General features: G+C 44.5%; 22 protein-coding genes. 15 read left to right on the top strand and 7 right to left on the bottom strand.

Translation table 11 applies throughout. The features are described from left to right. Window positions 1-110: 110 nt before the first annotated feature. Both truC and KJB35_RS21405 read right to left on the bottom strand, forming a co-directional pair. Window positions 111-893: a tRNA pseudouridine(65) synthase TruC gene (truC, locus tag KJB35_RS21400; protein WP_005391793.1), complete on the bottom strand. Its 783-nt coding sequence runs from the start codon at window positions 891-893 to the stop codon at window positions 111-113. Between the two features lie 4 nt (window positions 894-897). After that, window positions 898-1,212 carry a YqcC family protein gene (locus KJB35_RS21405; protein ID WP_042521408.1) on the bottom strand — a complete coding sequence of 105 codons (315 nt, stop codon included), beginning with the start codon at window positions 1,210-1,212 and terminating at the stop codon, window positions 898-900. 76 nt (window positions 1,213-1,288) lie between these two features. On the opposite strand from KJB35_RS21405, the gene KJB35_RS21410 reads away from it, so the two are divergent. Both KJB35_RS21410 and KJB35_RS21415 read left to right on the top strand, forming a co-directional pair. Further along, window positions 1,289-2,326, top strand: coding sequence for a DUF3549 family protein (locus KJB35_RS21410; protein ID WP_085569849.1), 1,038 nt, complete (start codon window positions 1,289-1,291; stop codon window positions 2,324-2,326). A gap of 13 nt (window positions 2,327-2,339) precedes the next feature. Next, window positions 2,340-2,639 carry a DUF3301 domain-containing protein gene (locus tag KJB35_RS21415; RefSeq protein WP_005380315.1) on the top strand — a complete coding sequence of 100 codons (300 nt, stop codon included), beginning with the start codon at window positions 2,340-2,342 and terminating at the stop codon, window positions 2,637-2,639. Here KJB35_RS21415 and KJB35_RS21420 read toward each other — a convergent pair. Beyond that, window positions 2,599-3,084, bottom strand: coding sequence for a GNAT family N-acetyltransferase (locus KJB35_RS21420; protein WP_025768243.1), 486 nt, complete (start codon window positions 3,082-3,084; stop codon window positions 2,599-2,601). The two genes, KJB35_RS21415 and KJB35_RS21420, sit on opposite strands and share 41 nt — an antisense overlap. Window positions 3,085-4,015: 931 nt before the next feature. Here KJB35_RS21420 and KJB35_RS21425 point away from each other — a divergent pair. From KJB35_RS21425 to KJB35_RS21460, 8 genes are all read left to right on the top strand, one after another. Further along, a complete protein-coding gene (locus KJB35_RS21425; RefSeq protein ID WP_033905520.1) occupies window positions 4,016-4,309 on the top strand; it encodes a hypothetical protein in 294 nt (97 codons plus the stop codon). Continuing rightward, window positions 4,306-4,755, top strand: coding sequence for a YaiI/YqxD family protein (locus KJB35_RS21430; RefSeq protein WP_005380310.1), 450 nt, complete (start codon window positions 4,306-4,308; stop codon window positions 4,753-4,755). The genes KJB35_RS21425 and KJB35_RS21430 overlap by 4 nt, the downstream gene beginning before the upstream one ends. Window positions 4,756-4,949: 194 nt before the next feature. Then, on the top strand, window positions 4,950-5,939 hold the full coding sequence (locus KJB35_RS21435) for a ketoacyl-ACP synthase III (protein WP_005385334.1): 990 nt from the start codon (window positions 4,950-4,952) through the stop codon (window positions 5,937-5,939). After that, window positions 5,936-6,922, top strand: a complete 987-nt coding sequence (locus tag KJB35_RS21440) for an NAD(P)-dependent oxidoreductase (protein ID WP_238843111.1) — start codon at window positions 5,936-5,938, stop codon at window positions 6,920-6,922. The genes KJB35_RS21435 and KJB35_RS21440 overlap by 4 nt, the downstream gene beginning before the upstream one ends. Beyond that, the gene (locus KJB35_RS21445; protein WP_017820759.1) at window positions 6,891-7,754 is read left to right on the top strand and encodes an MBL fold metallo-hydrolase; all 864 of its coding nucleotides are present in this window, start codon (window positions 6,891-6,893) and stop codon (window positions 7,752-7,754) included. Before KJB35_RS21440 ends, KJB35_RS21445 begins: the two co-directional genes overlap by 32 nt. Beyond that, window positions 7,742-9,010, top strand: a complete 1,269-nt coding sequence (locus KJB35_RS21450) for a F390 synthetase-related protein (RefSeq protein ID WP_182016220.1) — start codon at window positions 7,742-7,744, stop codon at window positions 9,008-9,010. Before KJB35_RS21445 ends, KJB35_RS21450 begins: the two co-directional genes overlap by 13 nt. Continuing rightward, window positions 8,998-10,110: an ATP-grasp domain-containing protein gene (locus tag KJB35_RS21455; RefSeq protein WP_182016221.1), complete on the top strand. Its 1,113-nt coding sequence runs from the start codon at window positions 8,998-9,000 to the stop codon at window positions 10,108-10,110. The genes KJB35_RS21450 and KJB35_RS21455 overlap by 13 nt, the downstream gene beginning before the upstream one ends. Beyond that, entirely contained in the window at window positions 10,107-11,180 is a 1,074-nt protein-coding gene (locus KJB35_RS21460; RefSeq protein WP_213908247.1) for a hypothetical protein, read from the top strand. Before KJB35_RS21455 ends, KJB35_RS21460 begins: the two co-directional genes overlap by 4 nt. A gap of 106 nt (window positions 11,181-11,286) precedes the next feature. Here KJB35_RS21460 and KJB35_RS21465 read toward each other — a convergent pair whose 3' ends face one another. The 3 genes from KJB35_RS21465 to KJB35_RS21475 all read right to left on the bottom strand — a co-directional run bounded on the left by KJB35_RS21465 (window position 11,287) and on the right by KJB35_RS21475 (window position 13,492). Continuing rightward, window positions 11,287-12,873 carry an AbgT family transporter gene (locus tag KJB35_RS21465; protein ID WP_182016223.1) on the bottom strand — a complete coding sequence of 529 codons (1,587 nt, stop codon included), beginning with the start codon at window positions 12,871-12,873 and terminating at the stop codon, window positions 11,287-11,289. Window positions 12,874-13,102: 229 nt separating this feature from the next. Next, complete coding sequence (ykgO, locus tag KJB35_RS21470; RefSeq protein WP_005380299.1) at window positions 13,103-13,228, bottom strand: type B 50S ribosomal protein L36; 126 nt, start codon at window positions 13,226-13,228, stop codon at window positions 13,103-13,105. Window positions 13,229-13,231: 3 nt separating this feature from the next. Beyond that, window positions 13,232-13,492 (bottom strand): type B 50S ribosomal protein L31, encoded by a 261-nt coding sequence (locus KJB35_RS21475; protein ID WP_005380295.1) that lies wholly within the window; start codon window positions 13,490-13,492, stop codon window positions 13,232-13,234. Window positions 13,493-13,615: 123 nt separating this feature from the next. Here KJB35_RS21475 and tsaA point away from each other — a divergent pair, with 123 nt between their 5' ends. From tsaA to KJB35_RS21500, 5 genes are all read left to right on the top strand, one after another. Next, complete coding sequence (gene tsaA / locus KJB35_RS21480) at window positions 13,616-14,311, top strand: tRNA (N6-threonylcarbamoyladenosine(37)-N6)-methyltransferase TrmO (RefSeq protein WP_025768239.1); 696 nt, start codon at window positions 13,616-13,618, stop codon at window positions 14,309-14,311. Between the two features lie 111 nt (window positions 14,312-14,422). Further along, window positions 14,423-16,138 (top strand): proline--tRNA ligase, encoded by a 1,716-nt coding sequence (locus KJB35_RS21485; protein ID WP_025768238.1) that lies wholly within the window; start codon window positions 14,423-14,425, stop codon window positions 16,136-16,138. Window positions 16,139-16,315: 177 nt separating this feature from the next. Beyond that, window positions 16,316-16,984 (top strand): tellurite resistance TerB family protein, encoded by a 669-nt coding sequence (locus tag KJB35_RS21490; protein WP_005380291.1) that lies wholly within the window; start codon window positions 16,316-16,318, stop codon window positions 16,982-16,984. A 111-nt stretch (window positions 16,985-17,095) separates the two neighbouring features. Next, window positions 17,096-17,302, top strand: a complete 207-nt coding sequence (locus KJB35_RS21495; RefSeq protein ID WP_005391765.1) for a YaeP family protein — start codon at window positions 17,096-17,098, stop codon at window positions 17,300-17,302. Then, window positions 17,302-17,493: a DUF4250 domain-containing protein gene (locus KJB35_RS21500; RefSeq protein ID WP_005380289.1), complete on the top strand. Its 192-nt coding sequence runs from the start codon at window positions 17,302-17,304 to the stop codon at window positions 17,491-17,493. Before KJB35_RS21495 ends, KJB35_RS21500 begins: the two co-directional genes overlap by 1 nt. Before the next feature lie 104 nt (window positions 17,494-17,597). On the opposite strand, the gene KJB35_RS21505 is transcribed toward KJB35_RS21500, so the two are convergent. Beyond that, window positions 17,598-18,962, bottom strand: coding sequence for a sodium-dependent transporter (locus KJB35_RS21505; protein ID WP_005391763.1), 1,365 nt, complete (start codon window positions 18,960-18,962; stop codon window positions 17,598-17,600). Window positions 18,963-19,136: the final 174 nt, after the last annotated feature.

Raw genomic sequence — 19,136 nt, forward strand, 5'->3', positions numbered from 1 at the left:
ATAACACTCTCCAATTTTGGGGGTGGAAAGTGTCAACTTTATTTAGGACGGCACATAAATATTAAAAAGGGTTAGCATTGATGCTAACCCTTTTTATTTGTACTCAATCATTATCTAGATCTAACTGCGCCGATTATCGGTTCATCCCACTCAAATCGAGTAAACAATTGCTGCCAAGTTTCATCAAGATTGGCCGTCATGACAATCTCTTGATCGGTAAATGGATGGACAAACCGTAACTCTGAAGCATGCAGTAGCAAACGATGAGAATCAAACTCTGTGCGATACAGCTTGTTGTGCTTTCCATCCCCGTGCGTTGTATCACCCACGATCGGATGGCGTAGATGTGCCATATGACGACGAAGTTGGTGCTTACGCCCCGTTTTAGGTTTCATCTCAACTAAGCAATAACGCGTTGTAGGAAATTTACCCGTCGAATAGGGAACCTCCACTTTAGCCAACGGCTTATATTCCGTCACCGCTTCTTGCGCTTCTTTTTCTTGTGAAGCGAACTTATCAGCAATCTTGTCTAACTCCACTTTGAGTGCGTAATCCAAGACGCCCTCTTCCTCAATCCAACCGCGTACTATCGCGTGGTATGTCTTTTCCATTTTATGTTCAGCAAACATCGGCATGACTTGTGATGCGACTTCACTCGACAAAGCAAACACGAGCACACCAGATGTTGGACGATCCAGACGATGCAATGGGAACACATGCTGACCAATTTGGTCGCGCAAAGTTTGCATGACAAATTGAGTTTCGTGCTTATCTAACCAACTGCGATGCACTAACATGCCGGCAGGCTTGTTGACCGCTACAAAATATTCATCCTGATAAACGATCTCCAGCTCAACTGGTTCTGAAGATCGCGCTATTTTTTGTTCTAGCATTAATTTACTTACACAGTTCGTCAATGGTTCGGATTGTAACGAGCAGCTCGGCGAACTGCGGTTCCTGCTTCCACGCTTCTGAAAAATAGGGCTCGAGAGAAAACCCTCTTGGCAGTGGTTGGTTATTTTTCACTAGTGCGTGCATTCTGGCTATAAAAATCCACTGCAACCACTCATGAGGGTGCAACGTATCAATCGCAAATGGCTCCGCACTTTGTAAGGCTTGCTCTGAAGGCATAGTGTATTGCCACAATTTATGCTCTCTAAGCTGCGTTTCAAGTTGGTGAAGTAAGTCGACCAATTGAGTATTTGTTACCATTAATTCTATCTCGAACCTTGAATTAGCCGAGAATGATACCATTTCTTGTGAAAAGAACGTTAGGACGTCGTATTTAATGGAAAACATTCAAACCCTCACTCAACTGTTGAACAACAGCCACTGTGATTATCAAATCTTCGATCTTGGTCGCCGTATCAAAACCATCGCTAAGAAAGAGTTTACCGATGTAGAAAAAGGTCAAGCACCTTACCCATTTCCAATGCAACGTAAAGCACACCTAGCCATCGCGTACTGGAATGAACAAAAGCAACCTTGGATTTGGTTTCTAAAGTTTGAATTGGACGAGCGCGGTTTGTTAAAGCAAGCGGATATCGGCAATTTCATTAAATACGTAGTGGAGGCTATGGGAACACGCCTCAATGATGATATCACTGAAGAGCAACAGCAAAAGCTGTCTAACAACCCATACACTTTCAAACCTTCCGAAGATAAAATGGCCGTGTTTCATAGCCAGGTCCGCGCAAACCTCAATCTTCCTACCAGCCAATATTACGAGCATACCCAGCATTACTTCTCTGGAGGTTTAGGCTGGGATAATTGGCAAACTGTAGGTCTGCAAGGGATCACAGACATAGCCGCTCGCCTGGACAAAGAGCAAAACGGAGTAATGATACGCAAAGCGTTGAACCACCTACCAAATGAGCCACTTTATGCCCTATTAGGTGCGCTTGAGCATGTAGAGCTACAAGAGCGTTTAGCAGAACGTATCGCAGAAAAGGCACAGCAAGAAATCGCAAGTAGCGAACCTGATCTCTTCCTACTTTCAGCACTTATCCGAGCCCTTGCTGGTGCACCAACAGAAGTCGCCTCTCCAGTATTAGATGCGATATTGCATAGCCCTCGTTTAAGCCATCAGGAGGTATTGATTGGTGTGGCGGGCCGCGCTTGGCACTTACTCGCCAATGAAAAGGTAGCGGAACAGTTTTTGCTGCGTTTAGCTCAAACCGGTAATCAATCCCTATTTAATCAGTTATTTGCCGATTTAGTGATGCTGCCAGAGTTAAGAATGGTGTTATTGCCTTTGCTGCATTCAAACCCATCAGAGGAACTAGCAAATGCGCTAGTCAGCTTACAACAAGCAACAAAAAGCTAAGAAAGGTTCAGGAATGATTGGTGATCTTTTAGCAATTTTAGGGCTCTGCTTTTTCTGTTACCTGTTTTGGCAACAGCGTCGCCAAGCCGAACTCGCAAAAGCGGCCATCACGCGTAAATGTGAGCAATTGGATCTCCAATTAATCAGCATCGCCTTTGGTGCCCATAAACTAAAAACGCCAGACGGAGTCTGGCGTTGGCATACGGTGTATCAATTTGAGTTTTCATCTCTTGGTGACGATTGCTACCAAGGAGAGTTAACCATGGTCGGTTTCAGGCCGCAGAACTTTCACCTACCACCGCATCGCTTGTAAATTCCATTTCAAAGTAAGGACCATATACATCCTTACTTTCTTTTGTTTTAACAAATCCCAGCTTTTTCAGTACCGCCATAGAAGCCTGATGATTGCTATTCACGTTAGCTTTCACCTTATTCAAGCCCAACTCACGGCACGCTTTGGGGAAAAATGCTTTTAGTGCTTCTGTTGCTAACCCTTTACCCCAATATGATTTATCAAAAATAAACCCTAATTCAGGTTCGGAATCGAGATTAGCAATAAACACGTGCCCCATATAGTCACGACTGGTGCTCTCTAGCACTGCCATACTATAAATGTTCTCATCATCCAGTATTTTCTCAAACATCTGTTTGGCAGACGCAACTGTATACGGACCATTCAATTCAGCACGGTTTTTCGCACAGCAATTCAGCATGACGAATTCTAGTTGCAACGACTCATTGTAGGGTAGAAGAAGCATTCTTCTGGTTACTATGGCCACATCTGTTCCTTGATTACAACAAACTTAATCTATCCGCAGATCACAAACTCGATGAGCTGAACATGCTCAATGATTGCGGGCTAACACCTTGTAGAGAAGCCGAAAGTTAAACCAACTGGTTGGAAAGGATATTGATCTGAGTTGTTTTTTATTAAGTGTTATTAGGAATTTATATATTTTGTGATATTGATATCCCCAAATAACATCGAGATGCTTAATTCAATGAGAACACTGGATATCGTTTTTATATAAGAAAGACCCCGACACATAAGTATCGGGGTCATGGTCTTACTCGCAGCAGTCCGGCTACTAAAAGTGCTCCATGCATCATCCATAATAGTGGCTGATTCCGTCAGCTTATTCCTTACGTCGCCGTCCTAGCGGTGTCCTTATCATCCTGACTGCTAACATTCCTCGTTAGCACACGTCACTTGTTCCTTGAGCGGTGTCCCTTGCATCTTCCTGATGCTGTCCATAACCTCAATCCTAGAGGGGTCCATTGTCTATCCTTAGTCATCAACATCCTATTGATGATCGTATCCTTACAATGTCCTACGCTCCATGCTTGATTAATCATCCTGACCAACCAAATCGTCTTCCTGACGATAACCAAATCCTTGGTGCTTTCCTGTTCCATGTCTGCTTCCTGCTGACAACTCTCAATTTACGCCTTTTCCAAAAATAGACAATCTATCTAAGATAAATATTTGGCTCCCACATTGGTTAACAAGTTGTTAAATCATTATTTATCAGAAACTTAAGCTCTTCAGCTTCTCTTTTTCCGCTTACGAAATCGTTTTCTCTCACAACCTATGTAAGAGATCTCTCACACTACACTCTCCAAAATGCCATTCGCCAAATTAGCGCACTCAACGTATGATGATAGATATATCGTTGTTAAGGATTAAAAATGTTAACTCAAGACGTTACTAAAGAATTAGAAGCGGCAATGGAACAGTTGCAACAACAAGGAAAAGAGCCAACCGTAGCGTTAGTGAAAGCACGATTGAAAACGCCAGTTCCAATGCCAGCGTTAATCACCGCAATAAAAAGTTGGAAGAGTGCTCAACGCGTACCCAAGGTTGAAATCGCAGCACAACACCACACCGATAATGATCGTCTTGAAGCCCTAGAACACACCGTAAAAATGCTAGCCATTCGTATTGAAGAGTTAGAAGCGAAACTCAGTGAGAAATCATCATGAAGTTATGGGTAGATGCAGACGCGTGTCCGAAAGTTATTCGCGAAACCATTGTGCGTGCCGCCGAGCGTACGGGGATTGAATGTACGTTTGTCGCTAACCACGTTGTCCCTGTGCCGAAAAGAGACAACATCCACTCGCTACAAGTCCCTGCGGGATTTGACATCGCAGACAACGAAATCGTCAAGCGTGTAGAAGCCAACGATTTGGTGATCACGTCAGATATTCCGCTTGCAGATGAGGTTATCTCTAAAGGCGCTCAAGCCCTCAGTTCTCGTGGCGAGCTCTATACAAAAGACACCATCAAAGCTCGCCTAAATATCCGCGACTTTATGGAAACCATGCGTTCAAGCGGAATTCAGACAGGTGGGCCCGCCGCGCTTTCTCAAACCGATCGACGCGAATTTGCAAACCATTTGGATCGTATTTTGGCGAAATTTAAGAAGTAACCCTCACTCTATTCATATTGAGCCAGCAAATAAAAGCCTGGCTCATTCCTGAAAATTCATTCTCAGCATTGCACCCAAAGCGTGCTCTTACTCCCATTTGTTTTGTTCTGTTTATTTTTCATCTCGCTCACCATAGCTTCAATATGCAACGTGGTTTATTTTGAACGACGTTTTTAATAAGTGTATAGAGAATAATGGGCTTTAACATCGTTTCCAGTGGAAGCTACCTGCCAACGAATCAATGGTCTGATCGAGAGATGGATCACTTCCTAAAATTAGCGCCAGGGACCTGCCGAAATAAATTCGACGTTGAATATCGTCATGTAGCCAATACAAAAGAGACCGCTATTTACATGGCGGTGCAGGCAATAGAGCAGTGTTTAGGAAACACACATACCTTAAGCTCCGTTGATCTCCTTATCTACGCTAGCGGTACACACCACCAGTCTCTACCCTACGACGCTTCAGCGGTTCTCGCCGCGTTAGACGCTCCAACATGGCTAGAAAGCTTTGATTTGAACAGCACCTGTTTATCCTTTCTCTCTGCGCTTGATCTTGCTCAGAGTCTATTCTTAGCAAAACGGTACCGTCGGATTCTTATTGTCACCAGCGAACTCGCCACTGGCATCACACTGAATCGAAATTTTACGCTCAAACCAGAAGTTGCAACCTTATTCGCGGACGGTGCCGCCGCATTTTTGCTCGAAGAACACAACGATGATGGATTGCTCACCAGTCACTTTGAAACGCATCATACCGGGTATTCATTTTGTCAAATTAAGGGCGGAGGTAGTCATATCAATCCGCATACCTCCGAGCATCAAGCCTATTTAAAAAGTTGCCAGTTTGAGATGGAGGGCAAAGCACTCTTTAAGCATGTGCGTAAAGCCTTACCAGCGTTTCTAAAAAAAGGGTTTGACGCCTCTCCGGTAACACTCGGCGATATTGATTATTTTCTTCCTCATCAAGCCAGCGCGCACGGATTAAAAAAACTGCCTTCACTCACCGGGCTACCAACAGAGAAAACCGTTAATCACTTTTCGACTTTGGGAAACCAAGTCGCCGCCTCACTCCCAATTAACTTACACTGGCTGCGTAATCAGCCAGAAACCGCAGGAAAACATGTGTTATTAGCTGGCACCGCCGCAGGGTTGTCGCTAGGGATGGGAGTGCTAAAACTATGAAGATATTGGTCACTGGTGGCAGCGGGATGTTGGGTAGCGCAATTCTGAGAATGTTTCACCAGCAACATGAACTGCACTTTACAGCACGAAACACAGTCATCGCTAAACAACTCGCCGAGCAATTCGATGTTATCCCACATATAGTCGATTTAAGAGACCACTCAGCAGTTCATGCGGTATGCCAAGGTATGGATGCAATCATCCATTGTGCCGCTCTCTCAAGCCCATGGGGAAAGTGGCAGGCGTTTTATCAAGCCAATGTAGATGCCACCAAAAACCTCGTCAATGCGGCTAATACCCATCAAATCTCGCGTTTTATCCATATTTCCTCCACCAGCGTCTACTTTGACCATCAAGACCGTTGGAATATTCGAGAAACCGACGCCATAGCTTCATACTGGTGTAATGATTACGCACACACAAAATACCTATCGGAAATTGAAGCCGTAAAAGGCCAAAGCAAAGCGATCATTTTAAGACCGCGTGGCATTTTTGGACCCAATGATCGCGCGATTATCCCAAGAGTGCTTAAGGCGATAAAAAACAACACTCTGCTTCTGCCATCGGGTAGAAATCCTGTGGTTGATCTGACCTATGTAGACAACGTTGCCCATGCAGCGATGCTCGCTTGCACTCAGGCAGGCCAACTTCAGCATGGTGATGTGTTCAACATTTCCAACAACGAACCAATGCCAATTGAGACTGTTCTGCAAGCTTTATGTGAGGGGTTAAACCTAAAAGTAACGTTACAATCATTACCATACGGCGTTGTATCACCATTATTAAAGCTCAGTGAGCAAATACGAAGGCACTTACCACATCAGCCAGAACCAAGGCTCACCTCATACAGCGCAGGATTGTTTAACTATCATCAAACTCTGGATATCAGCAAGGCGAAACAAACACTGAATTACCAACCGCTTTTTTCAATTCAAGAAGGAATACAGCAGTATGCAAACTGGTCTAAAAATAAAAATCTTTGAGGCTGGACACTGCGTACACCCAGGCTTTGTTGTCAAACCAGGTTCTGGTATCAAGCCTAGAGCATTTCCGGCAGCCGTTGCGTTAATTCAGCACCCAACACAAGGCAACATCCTGTTTGACACGGGATATCACGAGCATTTTTTTAGCGCGACTCGCCCCTTCCCTGAACGTTTTTATGCTTGGACAACACCTTGTCGCTATAAAAAAGAACACGGAATTGTTGCGCAGTTAGCAAAAGAAAGTCTCAAACCTCATGATATTGAACACTTAGTACTTTCCCACTTCCATGCTGATCACATTGCTGCCGTGTCTGAGTTTTCCCACTCTCAATTGCATTGCCAACAAAAAGGGGTGGATGCAATTACTAAAAGTGGTCGAATTGGAGGCGTAAGAAAAGGATACCTAAAAGCTCTACTTCCTCCACAACTTGAATCTAACTTATTCATTCATAGTGACTTTTCTGTATCAATCAGCCAAATTCTTCCTCAGTGCCAAGGTGTTAATTTGCTCTGTAAAGACATGTTCGACGATGGATTTATTTATATGGTTAGCTTGCCAGGCCATGCAGCTGGCCAAGTGGGCTTGCTGGTTAAAAGAGACCAAGGTTGGCTGTTCTTACTCGCCGATGCATGCTGGTTAATCGAGAGCTTGAGTGAAAATATCGATCAACATTGGCTGGCGAACATGCTTTGCGATGATACAAAAGCCTATAAAAACACCCTCTCCGAGTTGAGAAGTTGCTACCAACAAACCCACCACTTTGTTCGCTTCGTGCCTTCACATTGTCAGGAAACTATCCAGCAGCTAATCAAAGAAGGATGGATGAAGTGAGAACGCTTATCTCAGAATTCTGGCGAACCCGCTACCGCCCCTTCGGCTCAAGGGAACAAGTCGAAACATGGCAGCAACAACACTTAACGCAACACTTGGATTGGGTATGCCGCCATTCACCGTATTACCGCTCACTTCAAGGTGCACCACTCAGTGATTTCCCTATCATGAATAAGCAAACCATGATGGAGAACCTTTCAGAGTTGAATACGAAGGGCTTAGATGCTGAACAGTTAATGCAGCAGGCACTCAAAGCAGAGCAGTCACGCAACTTTGCCGCTTCGAAAGTTGGCGATGTTACGGTTGGGCTTTCTTCGGGCACATCAGGCATGCGCGGGCTGTTTCTTGCTGACAAGCAGGAAACACAACTGTGGGCCGGCAATATATTGGCTCGCCTTTTGCCCAGCCTATGGCAAAAGCACCGAATTGCACTAGCCTTGCGGGCCAACAGCCCACTGTATAAATCCGTCGCGAAAGGGCCTGTTACATTCTTTTATGCCGATTTAACCAAACCTTACCAAGAATGGATAAAAGAGCTAGATGAGTTCCAACCCACGCTTTTGGTTGGTAGTGCGCAAGCTCTTCAGCTCTGTGCCCAGTTCAGCGGTCAATTTGGTCAACCCGAAATTCAACCACAGCGGATCATTTCTGGTGCAGAAGTCCTAACTGAGAGTGACCGTCACTTTATTTCTCAACGGTTCGACAGCGAACTCCATGAAGTCTATCAATGTACCGAAGGTTTTCTTGCATGTACGGATCAGCATGGACAAATGCGCTGGAATCAAGATGTTGTTTACATCGAAAAACATTGGCTGAATACCGAACGTACTCATTACAGCCCAATCATTACCGATTTTCGTCGTAAAACTCAGCCAATTATTCGTTATCAGCTCGACGATATTATTGAGAATAAACAGGATAATGGCGTATTTGAACCTCTTGGCGCGATTGCCGGACGATGTGGTGATCGCCTCACGCTAAACGCAAACCAGGTCCCAGTGACGGTGTTACCAGATCTCATCTACCGCGCTATAACACTATCCGCCCAAAGTCGCGTGGATTACCGAATCACCCAAACAGGGTCACAAGCCATTCAAATTGAAGCGGATTTTCACCACCATCGGGTTATACATCAAGCCTTGATAAAGTTGTTTGACCAATTGCGGCTTGATCCTGTCAGATTTAGTTACCGCCCTGCGCCTATTTGGACGCCAATGAATAAACAACGACGTGTGGTGAACATATGCGGGTCTTAATCACCGGAGCCCGAGCACCAGTTGCACTAGAGTGGGTAACCATGTGTATTCATCATGGACATGACGTAATTCTCACCGATTCGCTAAAAAAACCTCTAGGATCGTTTTTGCGAGGCATCGAGTCTTATATCCCCACCGCTTCACCTCGATTTGCGTTTCCCACCTATCAACAGCAGATCCTAAAAATCATTACTCAGATGCGTATTGATATAGTGATACCCACTTGTGAAGAAGTTTATTACTTGGCTCATGTTGCCAAACAATGCCCAGAAGTAGATTTTTTTCTGCCCAATGTGGGACTACTCAATGCCCTGCACAACAAGTTGACCGTCTTTGAACAGCTTCAAAGTTTGCCAGAAATCACACTTCCAAAAACTCGTTTGGTCGCTGATAAAAGTGAGATTGAAATTAATAAGAGAACCGTTCTAAAGCCCGTTTACTCTCGGTTTGGCGGGCAAGTCATAAGAGATGTGACAACTCAGTCTATTTCTGCCGCCACGATATCGCCCCTTTACCCTTGGGTTCAGCAACAAAAAATCCATGGGACTCCGGTGTGTAACTATGCCATTTTTGAACATGGTGACCTTAAAGCACACCAAGCTTATGTGCCGAAATACTGTGTAAACGGCTCGGCCGCCAGTGCTTTTCAGCCGATCTCGTGCGAACGACTAGATACATTTATCGCAGCTTTTGGTAAACGTCATACTTATCATGGGCAAGTGTCGTTTGACTTCATCAAATCACAAGATGAACTCTACGTGATTGAATGTAACCCAAGAGCCACCAGTGGTTTGCACCTACTCTCGTCTCGATGCAACCAACTGCTTCCTAATATGGAGTTTACCAGTCCTTCCAAGCAGCGATTGCATCATTTAGGTCCAATAACACTCATCGCGGAAGGTGGATTATCCCTGTTCAAGGCTCGAACTTGGCAAGATTGGTGGTCTGGAGTGAATGTGATGCAACAGCATAACTTACCGGCCGGGAGCCAAATCCGGAGTATGTTTGAATTACTCCGGTTAGCTAGGCAGAACAAGACGAAGTGGAGCGACGCTTCTACCGTTGATATTGAGTGGAATGGAGAGGCATTGAACTCATGACACTTTCCTCTCAAGAATGGCATAAAACTTTTTTCACTCTTATGCAGTCGAATCCCATTGATGAATGCACAGCAAGCTTTGGTTGCTACTATATCGATGATGTTGCCATTCCCTACTCCGTAACACCAAAAATACCAAACAACTGTTATGCCGTGTCCCCTATGACACTGCTTAGTGGCTACGCCGAAGAAGAGCTTCACAAAGTCAAAAATGTGGCTGTTCGATGGGTATGTAAGTTACTTATTAATATGACTAAACCAATCTTATCACTGGCTGGATTGGATCAAGTCCAAACGCTCAACAATCAGTGCTTGTCCACCAATATGTATAGCGAACAATGGGCAGCCTTAAATCTCGATGAACTGCGTCGCGTCGCACTCGATCAATACCCCACCTTTCCCTTGGTGCTTCGCTCCCTCAATCAGCGTCAGCATTTACACTTAATTCAGCGATTGAAGCAGCCAAAATGGCAAAGCTTGGTAACACGACAAGTGTATTTACTTGATGATTGGCAAGCGTTCAGCTTCAACCGAGATTTAACGAAAGACTTCAAACTGCTTAATGATAAAGATTGGCAGTTTAGGCCACTGACCACTGATGAAGAATTTCAGCGTGCCAAAGAGTTATATGACATGCTTTACCTTGATAAATACAGCCTCAATAACATCCAGTTTTCAAGCCAATATTTAAAACAGGCGAGCCAGAACAAATTAGTACATTTAGTGGGACTGTTTTATCAAGAAGAGATGCTGGCTACGTTAGGCATTGTAGAAATTGATAATGATATGACTTGCCCATTTTTTGGCTACGATACCAATAAGCCACAACGCCTCGCATTGTATCGTCGAATATCGGCCTATACCATCCGCCATGCCATGATATACCAGCGTCGCTTTAATATGAGCTCAGGCGCTCCGGCTTTTAAACGCAACAGAAAAGCCCGGCCAGAAATTGAATTTAGCTATGTTTATATTGCGCACTTACCTTGGTACAAACGCATAATTTGGAAAAGCTTGTGCTGGCTCACTCAGCACTTTTATCGCCCTTTGTTGATACGTTTTCAGCTATAAACCGACATCTATAATCAGGTAAGCCTGCGTACACAGTCTCAATCGATAAAAAAGCCTGCGACGTTCGCAGGCTTTTTATAATGGAGCTGTGTGAGGTAACCGTTTTCTACGGTGTGTAGTATGTTGCTGCGCCAGGGCCTACTGGTAAACCAAATACGAATACCCATAGGTAGAACAGCACACTCCAACCTACAATGAAGCAGATTGAGTAAGGTAGCATGGTCGCGATCAGCGTACCGATACCTAAGTTCTTCATGTAACGAGTCGCTACGGCAAGAATCAAACCAAAGTAGCTCATCATTGGAGTAATGATGTTTGTCGTCGAGTCACCAATTCGGTAAGCAGCCTGAATCGTTTCCGGTGCATAACCAACAAGCATCAACATAGGAACAAAAATCGGAGCCGTTACTGCCCACTGTGCCGATGCCGAACCAATCATTAGGTTGATAAAGCCACACATCAGGATGAAGGCAAAGAACAACATTGGGCCAGTTAAGCCAATTTCTTGCAGGAAGCTAGCGCCAGCAACCGCGAATACCTGACCGAAGTTAGTCCATTTAAAGAAAGCAACGAACTGAGCCGCAAAGAAAACTAATACAATGTACATGCCCATAGAAGACATAGATTTCGCCATTGCATCAATTATATCGCGATCCGTCTTCATCGTGCCCACAACTTTACCAAACACAAAGCCTGGAATAGCAAAGAACACAAAGATGAATGCCACGATACTTTTCAGGAATGGTGAACCTGCAATTGTACCTGCATCAGAACGTAGGATGCCGTCTTCTGGAACAACCGTCCAAGCAAGCAGCGCTGAAACAACCAGTACAGCAACACCTGCTAGTTTTAGGCCTTTCTTCTCAATGTCTGTTAAGCCACCCATTTTGTCGTTCGACAAATCTTCTGAGGCTTCTTCTTCACTGTATTTGCCAAGCTTTGGCTCAACAATTTTTTCAGTAACAAACGCACCTGTGATTGCAATGAAGAATGTCGACACAAACATGAAGTACCAGTTAACTTCTGGACCAACAGTGTAAGTTGGGTCGATCATTTGCGCCGCCGTTTCAGTAATGCCTGACAACAGCGGGTCAACCGTACCAATAAGTAGGTTTGCTGAGTAACCACCAGATACACCAGCGAACGCCGCAGCAAGACCGGCAAGTGGGTGACGACCTAAAGAATGGAACAGCATTGCAGCCAGTGGAATAAGTACCACATAGCCAAGCTCTGATGCCGTATTTGAAATGATACCCGCGAAAACGACCGTCACTGTTACCATGCGTTGAGATGCACCCATGACTAAGCCACGCATTGCTGCAGATAGCAAGCCTGAGTATTCAGCAATAGCAACACCCAACATCGCAACCAATACCGTACCCAAAGGTGCAAAGCCGACAAAGTTTTTCACTAGATTGGTAACGATTAGCTCAAGGCCATCAGCGTTAAGCAAGCTAACGACATGAATCATGCCATCCGCGGCACGACCTTTTGCACCCTCAGGACGAGGGTCAACTACGGAAACTTCGAAGTATCCTGCAATACCCGACATCACCAGAATGGCTAAACAGAAAATGGCAAATAGTGTGATCGGGTGGGGTAATAAGTTCCCCAAATATTCGACAGTATCCAAAAAGCGCGTAAACAGCGGCTTCTTAGGCGAGTTTTGTTTAATTGAATCAGATGAACTCATCTGTTCCCTCCTTGTTTTTATTCCTATGCAAATGTGACAAAAATGTCAAAAAGCGTGCGAAGGGTACTTGAGTAGAAGGTCAAATAAAAGCCCTAAATGTTACAAACTGTGACGAACAGAGGCATTTATAACCAACATTGAATAAAAATGTAGATATTTCATCCATGTAAGATAATTAACTCAATATTATCAATTAAACAAAACCATAAGTTAGATATATGCAGGTTGATTACTTTTGCACAGCTTTGAATCTCGGGTTCGTTTTACAAATGACATAAAGACGCCCTCTCCGTTTTACAATCTGGCAATCCGGATGACGACTTTTTGCACTTTTTAATGATTTTACTACCTTCATGATTTATTCCTTTTCGCTCTTAAATTGACCAAAACGACGGTTGAAGTTCGCAATGCGACCTTCGGTTTGTACAACGCGCTGTTTACCGGTGTAGTACGGGTGAGAAGCTGACGACACATCTAACGTAAAGTAAGGGTAAGTTTTGCCATCTTTCCATTCTATGGTTCTCTCCGTTTTCAACGTAGAACCAACGACAAAGTACTTATCTACACTGGTGTCGTGGAACACCACAGGACGATATTCAGGGTGGATTCCTGGTTTCATAATACTTTTCCTTTTAATTGAATTGTTATGTTATAACATTTTAATTAATAATCATTATCAACAAGAAAAGCAAGAGAAATTTGTGATACTTTTCATCTCAATGAATTCTTAAAGATGTCCACCATGTATTCCATCGAACCCATCGGCGTCATTGAGACACCGTACAAAGAAAAGTTTGCAGTTCCGCGCCAACCACGCTTAGTACCAGAGGCTAAAGCACGCGTAAAACTGTTAGGTGCAGCAAATAGCCCTGAAGCAGTGCGTGGGCTAGAACAGTTCTCTCACGTTTGGTTGTTGTTTCTATTTGATCAGAATCTGGAAGCTGGTTGGAAACCAACTGTACGTCCGCCACGATTAGGCGGCAATGAACGAATTGGTGTCTTTGCCTCGCGCTCGACTTTCCGTCCAAACGGAATCGGAATGTCAGCCGTTGAAGTGAAAGGAGTCACTAAGCAAGGCGATCAAATCTATCTTGATTTAGGCAGTGTAGATCTCGTGGATGGGACACCGATTGTGGATATTAAGCCTTATATTCCCTATTCGGATTCTATTTCGGAAGCACAAGGCGGATACGCAGACCAAGAACCAGAAAAGTCACAAGTCACCTTTTCTGCTCAAGCATTAGCAACGATAGAAAATCGACCCGATACTGACTATGTAAGATCAGTCATTGAACAAGTTCTGGCACAAGATCCTCGCCCTGCATATAAGAAAAACAAGCCGGACGACAAAGAATATGCGGTAAATTTGTTCGACTTGAACGTAAAGTTCACAGCAACAAGCAACTTAATAACGGTTACCGCTATTGAAAGCTTTTGACAAACGCAATTGGCTGATATTATAGACGGCTAACAAATTTCCCTTTAGGGAACTCCCATACTCCTGCTTATTCAAGCTTGAGTATCTAACTTAAATAAACGGATAAATTTAATGCGTACCAGTAATTATCTTCTTTCTACTCTGAAGGAGACTCCAAACGACGCAGAAGTAGTGAGCCACCAGCTCATGCTACGTGCAGGTATGATCCGTAAGCTGGCTTCAGGTTTATACACCTGGCTACCTACTGGTCTACGTGTACTGCGTAAAGTCGAAAACATCGTTCGTCAAGAAATCGACAATGCAGGCGCAGTCGAAACTTTGATGCCCGTTGTTCAGCCGTTTGAACTATGGGAAGAGACAGGCCGCAGCGAAAAGATGGGCCCTGAGCTACTTCGCTTTACTGACCGTCATGTTCGTCCGTTTGTACTTAGCCCAACCGCTGAAGAAGTGATCACTAGCCTTGTTCGCAATGAAGTGAGCTCTTACAAACAGCTTCCGCTAAACCTGTACCAAATCCAAACTAAATTTCGTGACGAACGACGCCCACGTTTTGGCGTAATGCGTTCACGTGAATTCTCAATGATGGATGCGTACAGCTTTGACATTGATAAAGACGGCCTACAAAAGTCATACGACGCAATGCACGATGCTTACTGTAAAGCATTCGATCGCATGGGTCTGGATTACCGTCCTGTACTTGCAGATAGCGGTGCTATCGGTGGTAGCGGCTCTCAAGAGTTCCACGTACTGGCTGAAAGCGGCGAGGATATCATCGCATTCTCTAGCGAGTCAGATTACGCGGCAAACATTGAAAAAGCAGAAGCACTAGCTCCAGCCTCTGAGGCTGCGGCACCAACACAAGAAATGACGTTGGTTGATACGCCAAACGCGAAAACAATCGCTGAATTGGTTGAGCAGTTCGAACTACCAATTGAAAAAACAGTGAAAACACTGTTTGTGAAAGCATCTGACGAAGTTGATGCGCCAATCATCGCGCTTATTATTCGTGGTGATCATGAACTGAACGAAGTGAAAGCAGAAAACCTTCCTCAGATTGCAGCTCCACTGGAAATGGCATCTGAAGAAGAAATTCGTGAGCTTATCGGTGCAGGCCCTGGTTCACTTGGCCCTGTTGGCCTTAAACTGCCGTTCATTGTTGACCGCAGCGTTGCGGTAATGAGCGACTTCGGTGCGGGCGCGAACATCGATGGCAAACACTACTTCGGTATTAACTGGGGTCGTGATGTAGAGCTTGGTCAAGTTGAAGACCTACGTAACGTTGTGGAAGGTGACCCAAGCCCATGTGGCAAGGGCATTATCCAGCTTAAGCGTGGTATCGAAGTTGGCCATATCTTCCAACTAGGTAACGCTTACTCCGCAGCGATGAACTGTGGTGTACTGGGTCCTGATGGTAAGAACGTCATCCTAGAAATGGGTTGTTACGGTATCGGTATCACTCGCGTAGTAGCGGCTGCTATTGAACAAAACCACGACAAATACGGCATCATCTGGCCAGATGCAATCGCACCATTCCAGGTAGCGATCGTTCCAATGAACATGCACAAGTCAGAAGAAGTGAAAGAAGCCGCTGAGAAATTGTACGCTGAGCTAACAGCAATGGGCATCGAAGTGCTATTTGACGACCGTAAAGAACGCCCAGGCGTAATGTTCTCTGACATGGAGCTTATTGGTGTACCGCATACCATTATTATCGGTGACCGCTCAATGAAAGAAGGCAACTTCGAATACAAGAACCGTGCTACTGGTGAGAAAACAGCAGTCGCAATGACTGACATTGTTGAGCACGTAAAAGCTCAACTAAAGTAAGCACTAGACGAGTTCGCATTTGAGGTAGTTTCAAATAGTTAAAAAGGGTTGGCTTCGGTCAGCCCTTTTTATTACAGCTCAACGCCCCCCTCCACCTTTTTCGAACTATTCACTTTGTTAATCTTTGGTTCAGCTTCTTGCTATTAAACTGATTTCATCATCTAAAGGAGGTCAGTTATGGATTTAAAAAGTCTTCTAAACCAAGCACTCAAATCAGACTTACTTAAGCAAGGTGCAGATGCATTGGGCAAACAAACCAACAACATCAAATCCTCATCAAATTCAAGTAGCCTAAAAACGCTAGGAGCAGGTGCTGTAGGCGGAGGCCTCATCGGTATGCTGATGGGCTCAAAGAAAAGTAAAAAAATGACTAAAAAAATAGGGTCAAGCGCATTAAAAGTCGGTGGCGCAGCTGCGCTTGGAGCCTTGGCCTACAAAGTGTATAACGACTGGCAAGCCAAGCAATCCGGTCAAGGTGTTCAAGAAACCTTTGACCCCGATGACAGTAAACACAGTGTCTTAATTTTAAAAGCAATGATTGGAGCTGCAAAAGCTGATGGTCACGTTGATGAAGAGGAAATGGCGCGCATTGAACAAGCTCTCGCGGATATGGGCGCAGATGAGCACGTTCGTCACCTCGTTCAGCAAGAGTTAAACAAACCGCTTGATCCTGCTGAAATTGCTAATCAGGCGACCTCTCCTCAACAAGCGTCAGAAATTTACCTGGCGTCTTTGATCGTCGCTGATGAACAAAACTTTATGGAAAAAGCGTATCTGCAAGAACTAGCAAAACAACTTCAACTTTCACCAGAAGTCACTCAGCAGTTAGAAGCACAAATGCAGTGATTAAATCTCGCTCAAGCAAACCTTCAACTTGAGCCAAAACAACTCTGTACTTTGAGTTTCAAATCCGCTGTGTGTATATTGAGATAAGTTATCATTTAGTGGAAAGAAAACATGCAAGTATACGGCTGTTGTGAACTGGTTCGTGAGCTTTATGCTCAGATTGGTAGTGGCGATCAAGCTTATATTCCCCAAGCAATTTCATGTGCAGTTAAAGCACTGAACGATGTTGCAGCGGATGAGTCCCTGCCTAAAGAAGTGCGTGAAAAAGCGGCATTTGCTGCGGCAAACCTACTGATTTCAGATTTTGAGGATAAGTAATGAATCTAGCGAACTTTGAATCCATGGACCCTGTCATGCTGATGAGCATTGTGAATATGAAGCTACGCGATGACTTCGGAGGTGATCTGGACAAACTGGTGGCTTTCTTCGATATCGAGCGCACAGCACTGGAGACAAAACTGGCTTCTGCTGGTTTTGACTTTCTTCCAGAAGCAGGACAATTCCGTTAATCCACACCATGCTTGGCGGATAACCGAAACGAGAATAACCAATATGAAAAAGGGCTTGATGAGTTACCATCAAGCCCTTTTCTTTTATTCGATAGACGTCTCGGTTAGCCAAATGAAGCCCAGATGACTGTCGCCACAAGAATTGGACATACAAACTTCACATACGCAGGCCATAACTTACCAAACCAACCTTGCGTAAACTCCGGGCAACCTTGCTCAAGCTCTTTGATTTTTGAGTTGCGATTCCATACCCAACCACCAAATAAGCAGAATAAGAGCGCAGCGGTTGGTTGTAGATACTGAGTAGCAACCGTCGCGACCATACCAAATAGAGCACCAAAATTATAAACAATCACCACACTGAACAAAGCAATGAGACCACCTAAAACCCAGCTCGTTGCGCTGCGCTTAGTATTGAAGCGCTCACTCACTAAAGCCACTGGACACTCTAACATTGAAATGGAAGACGTTAGCGCCGCAATCGTCAACAATAAGAAGAACACAATAGAGAATAATTGACCAAGCAAACCTAAACTATCAAACATTAGTGGCAATACCGTAAACACTAACGTATCTGAGCTTAAGAGAGAGCCATCTTCTGCATAGATTTGAACGCCCTTTTGCATTGCTACAAACATCGCTGGCATCACCACTAACCCTGCAATGAAAGCAACGGCAGTATCTACCATGGTCACGTTCATCGCCATCTTTGGTAGGTTCTCTTTCTTACTCAAGTAAGAGCCATAAATCAGCATTGAACAGCCACCGATCGTAAGCGAGAAGAAGCCCTGTCCCATTGCAGCAAGAATCAACTTGCGGTCCCATACCTTTTCAAAATCCGGCACTAGGTAATGTTTCAGACCTTCCATCGCACCGTTTTGCGTCATGATGTAAGCAAATAGCAGAGCAAACAAAACAAACAATGCTGGCATCAAACGTGTGGACCACTTCTCAATACCTTGTTTTACGCCACCTTGTACGATGAGAATCGTCAGTACATAAAAAGTAATGGTTCCGAACAAGTTACGTTCAACACTAAAGCCCTTTAGCCATTGAGTTGCAGCTTCTAACCCCATTAGATCTGTGATTGCACCCAGTAAAAAGCAGATCAACCAACCACCAACAATTGAATAAAACGCTAAGACAGCGCTTGGTACGCTTAAACCAATCCAACCCACAATGCCGCCGAGCTTTTTACCGGCAGGGTTATCTGTGATTGCACGCATACTGTCTACAGGGTTGGCTTGACCATGGCGACCAATCGCCATTTCAACCACCAGCATCGGAAATGCGACGATAAGAATCATCACCAAATAAACTAACAGGAAAGCACCGCCACCATTACTGGCTGCTTGAGTTGGGAAGCCCCAAATATTGCCAAGGCCAACTGCGGCACCTGCGGCAGCTAAGATGAACCCGAGACGAGAGCCAAAATGCTCGCGAGGCTGAGAAGAGGTTTGCTGTGTCATACTACTCACACAAAAATATCATTGAACTAGCTAACTAGTACACTATAGCAATATTCACTATTCAACAAGAGCACCTCGGTTAAATCCTCGACAGTTGAAACAATTTGTAGTCATTCAGCTTGTAAATTTTAACGTACATCTCATATTCATCGCTCAAAAGCCTCGCGACTGTTG

The organism is Vibrio sp. D431a (genome assembly GCF_030248655.1).
In the GTDB taxonomy this organism is placed as follows: Bacteria; Pseudomonadota; Gammaproteobacteria; order Enterobacterales; family Vibrionaceae; genus Vibrio; species Vibrio alginolyticus.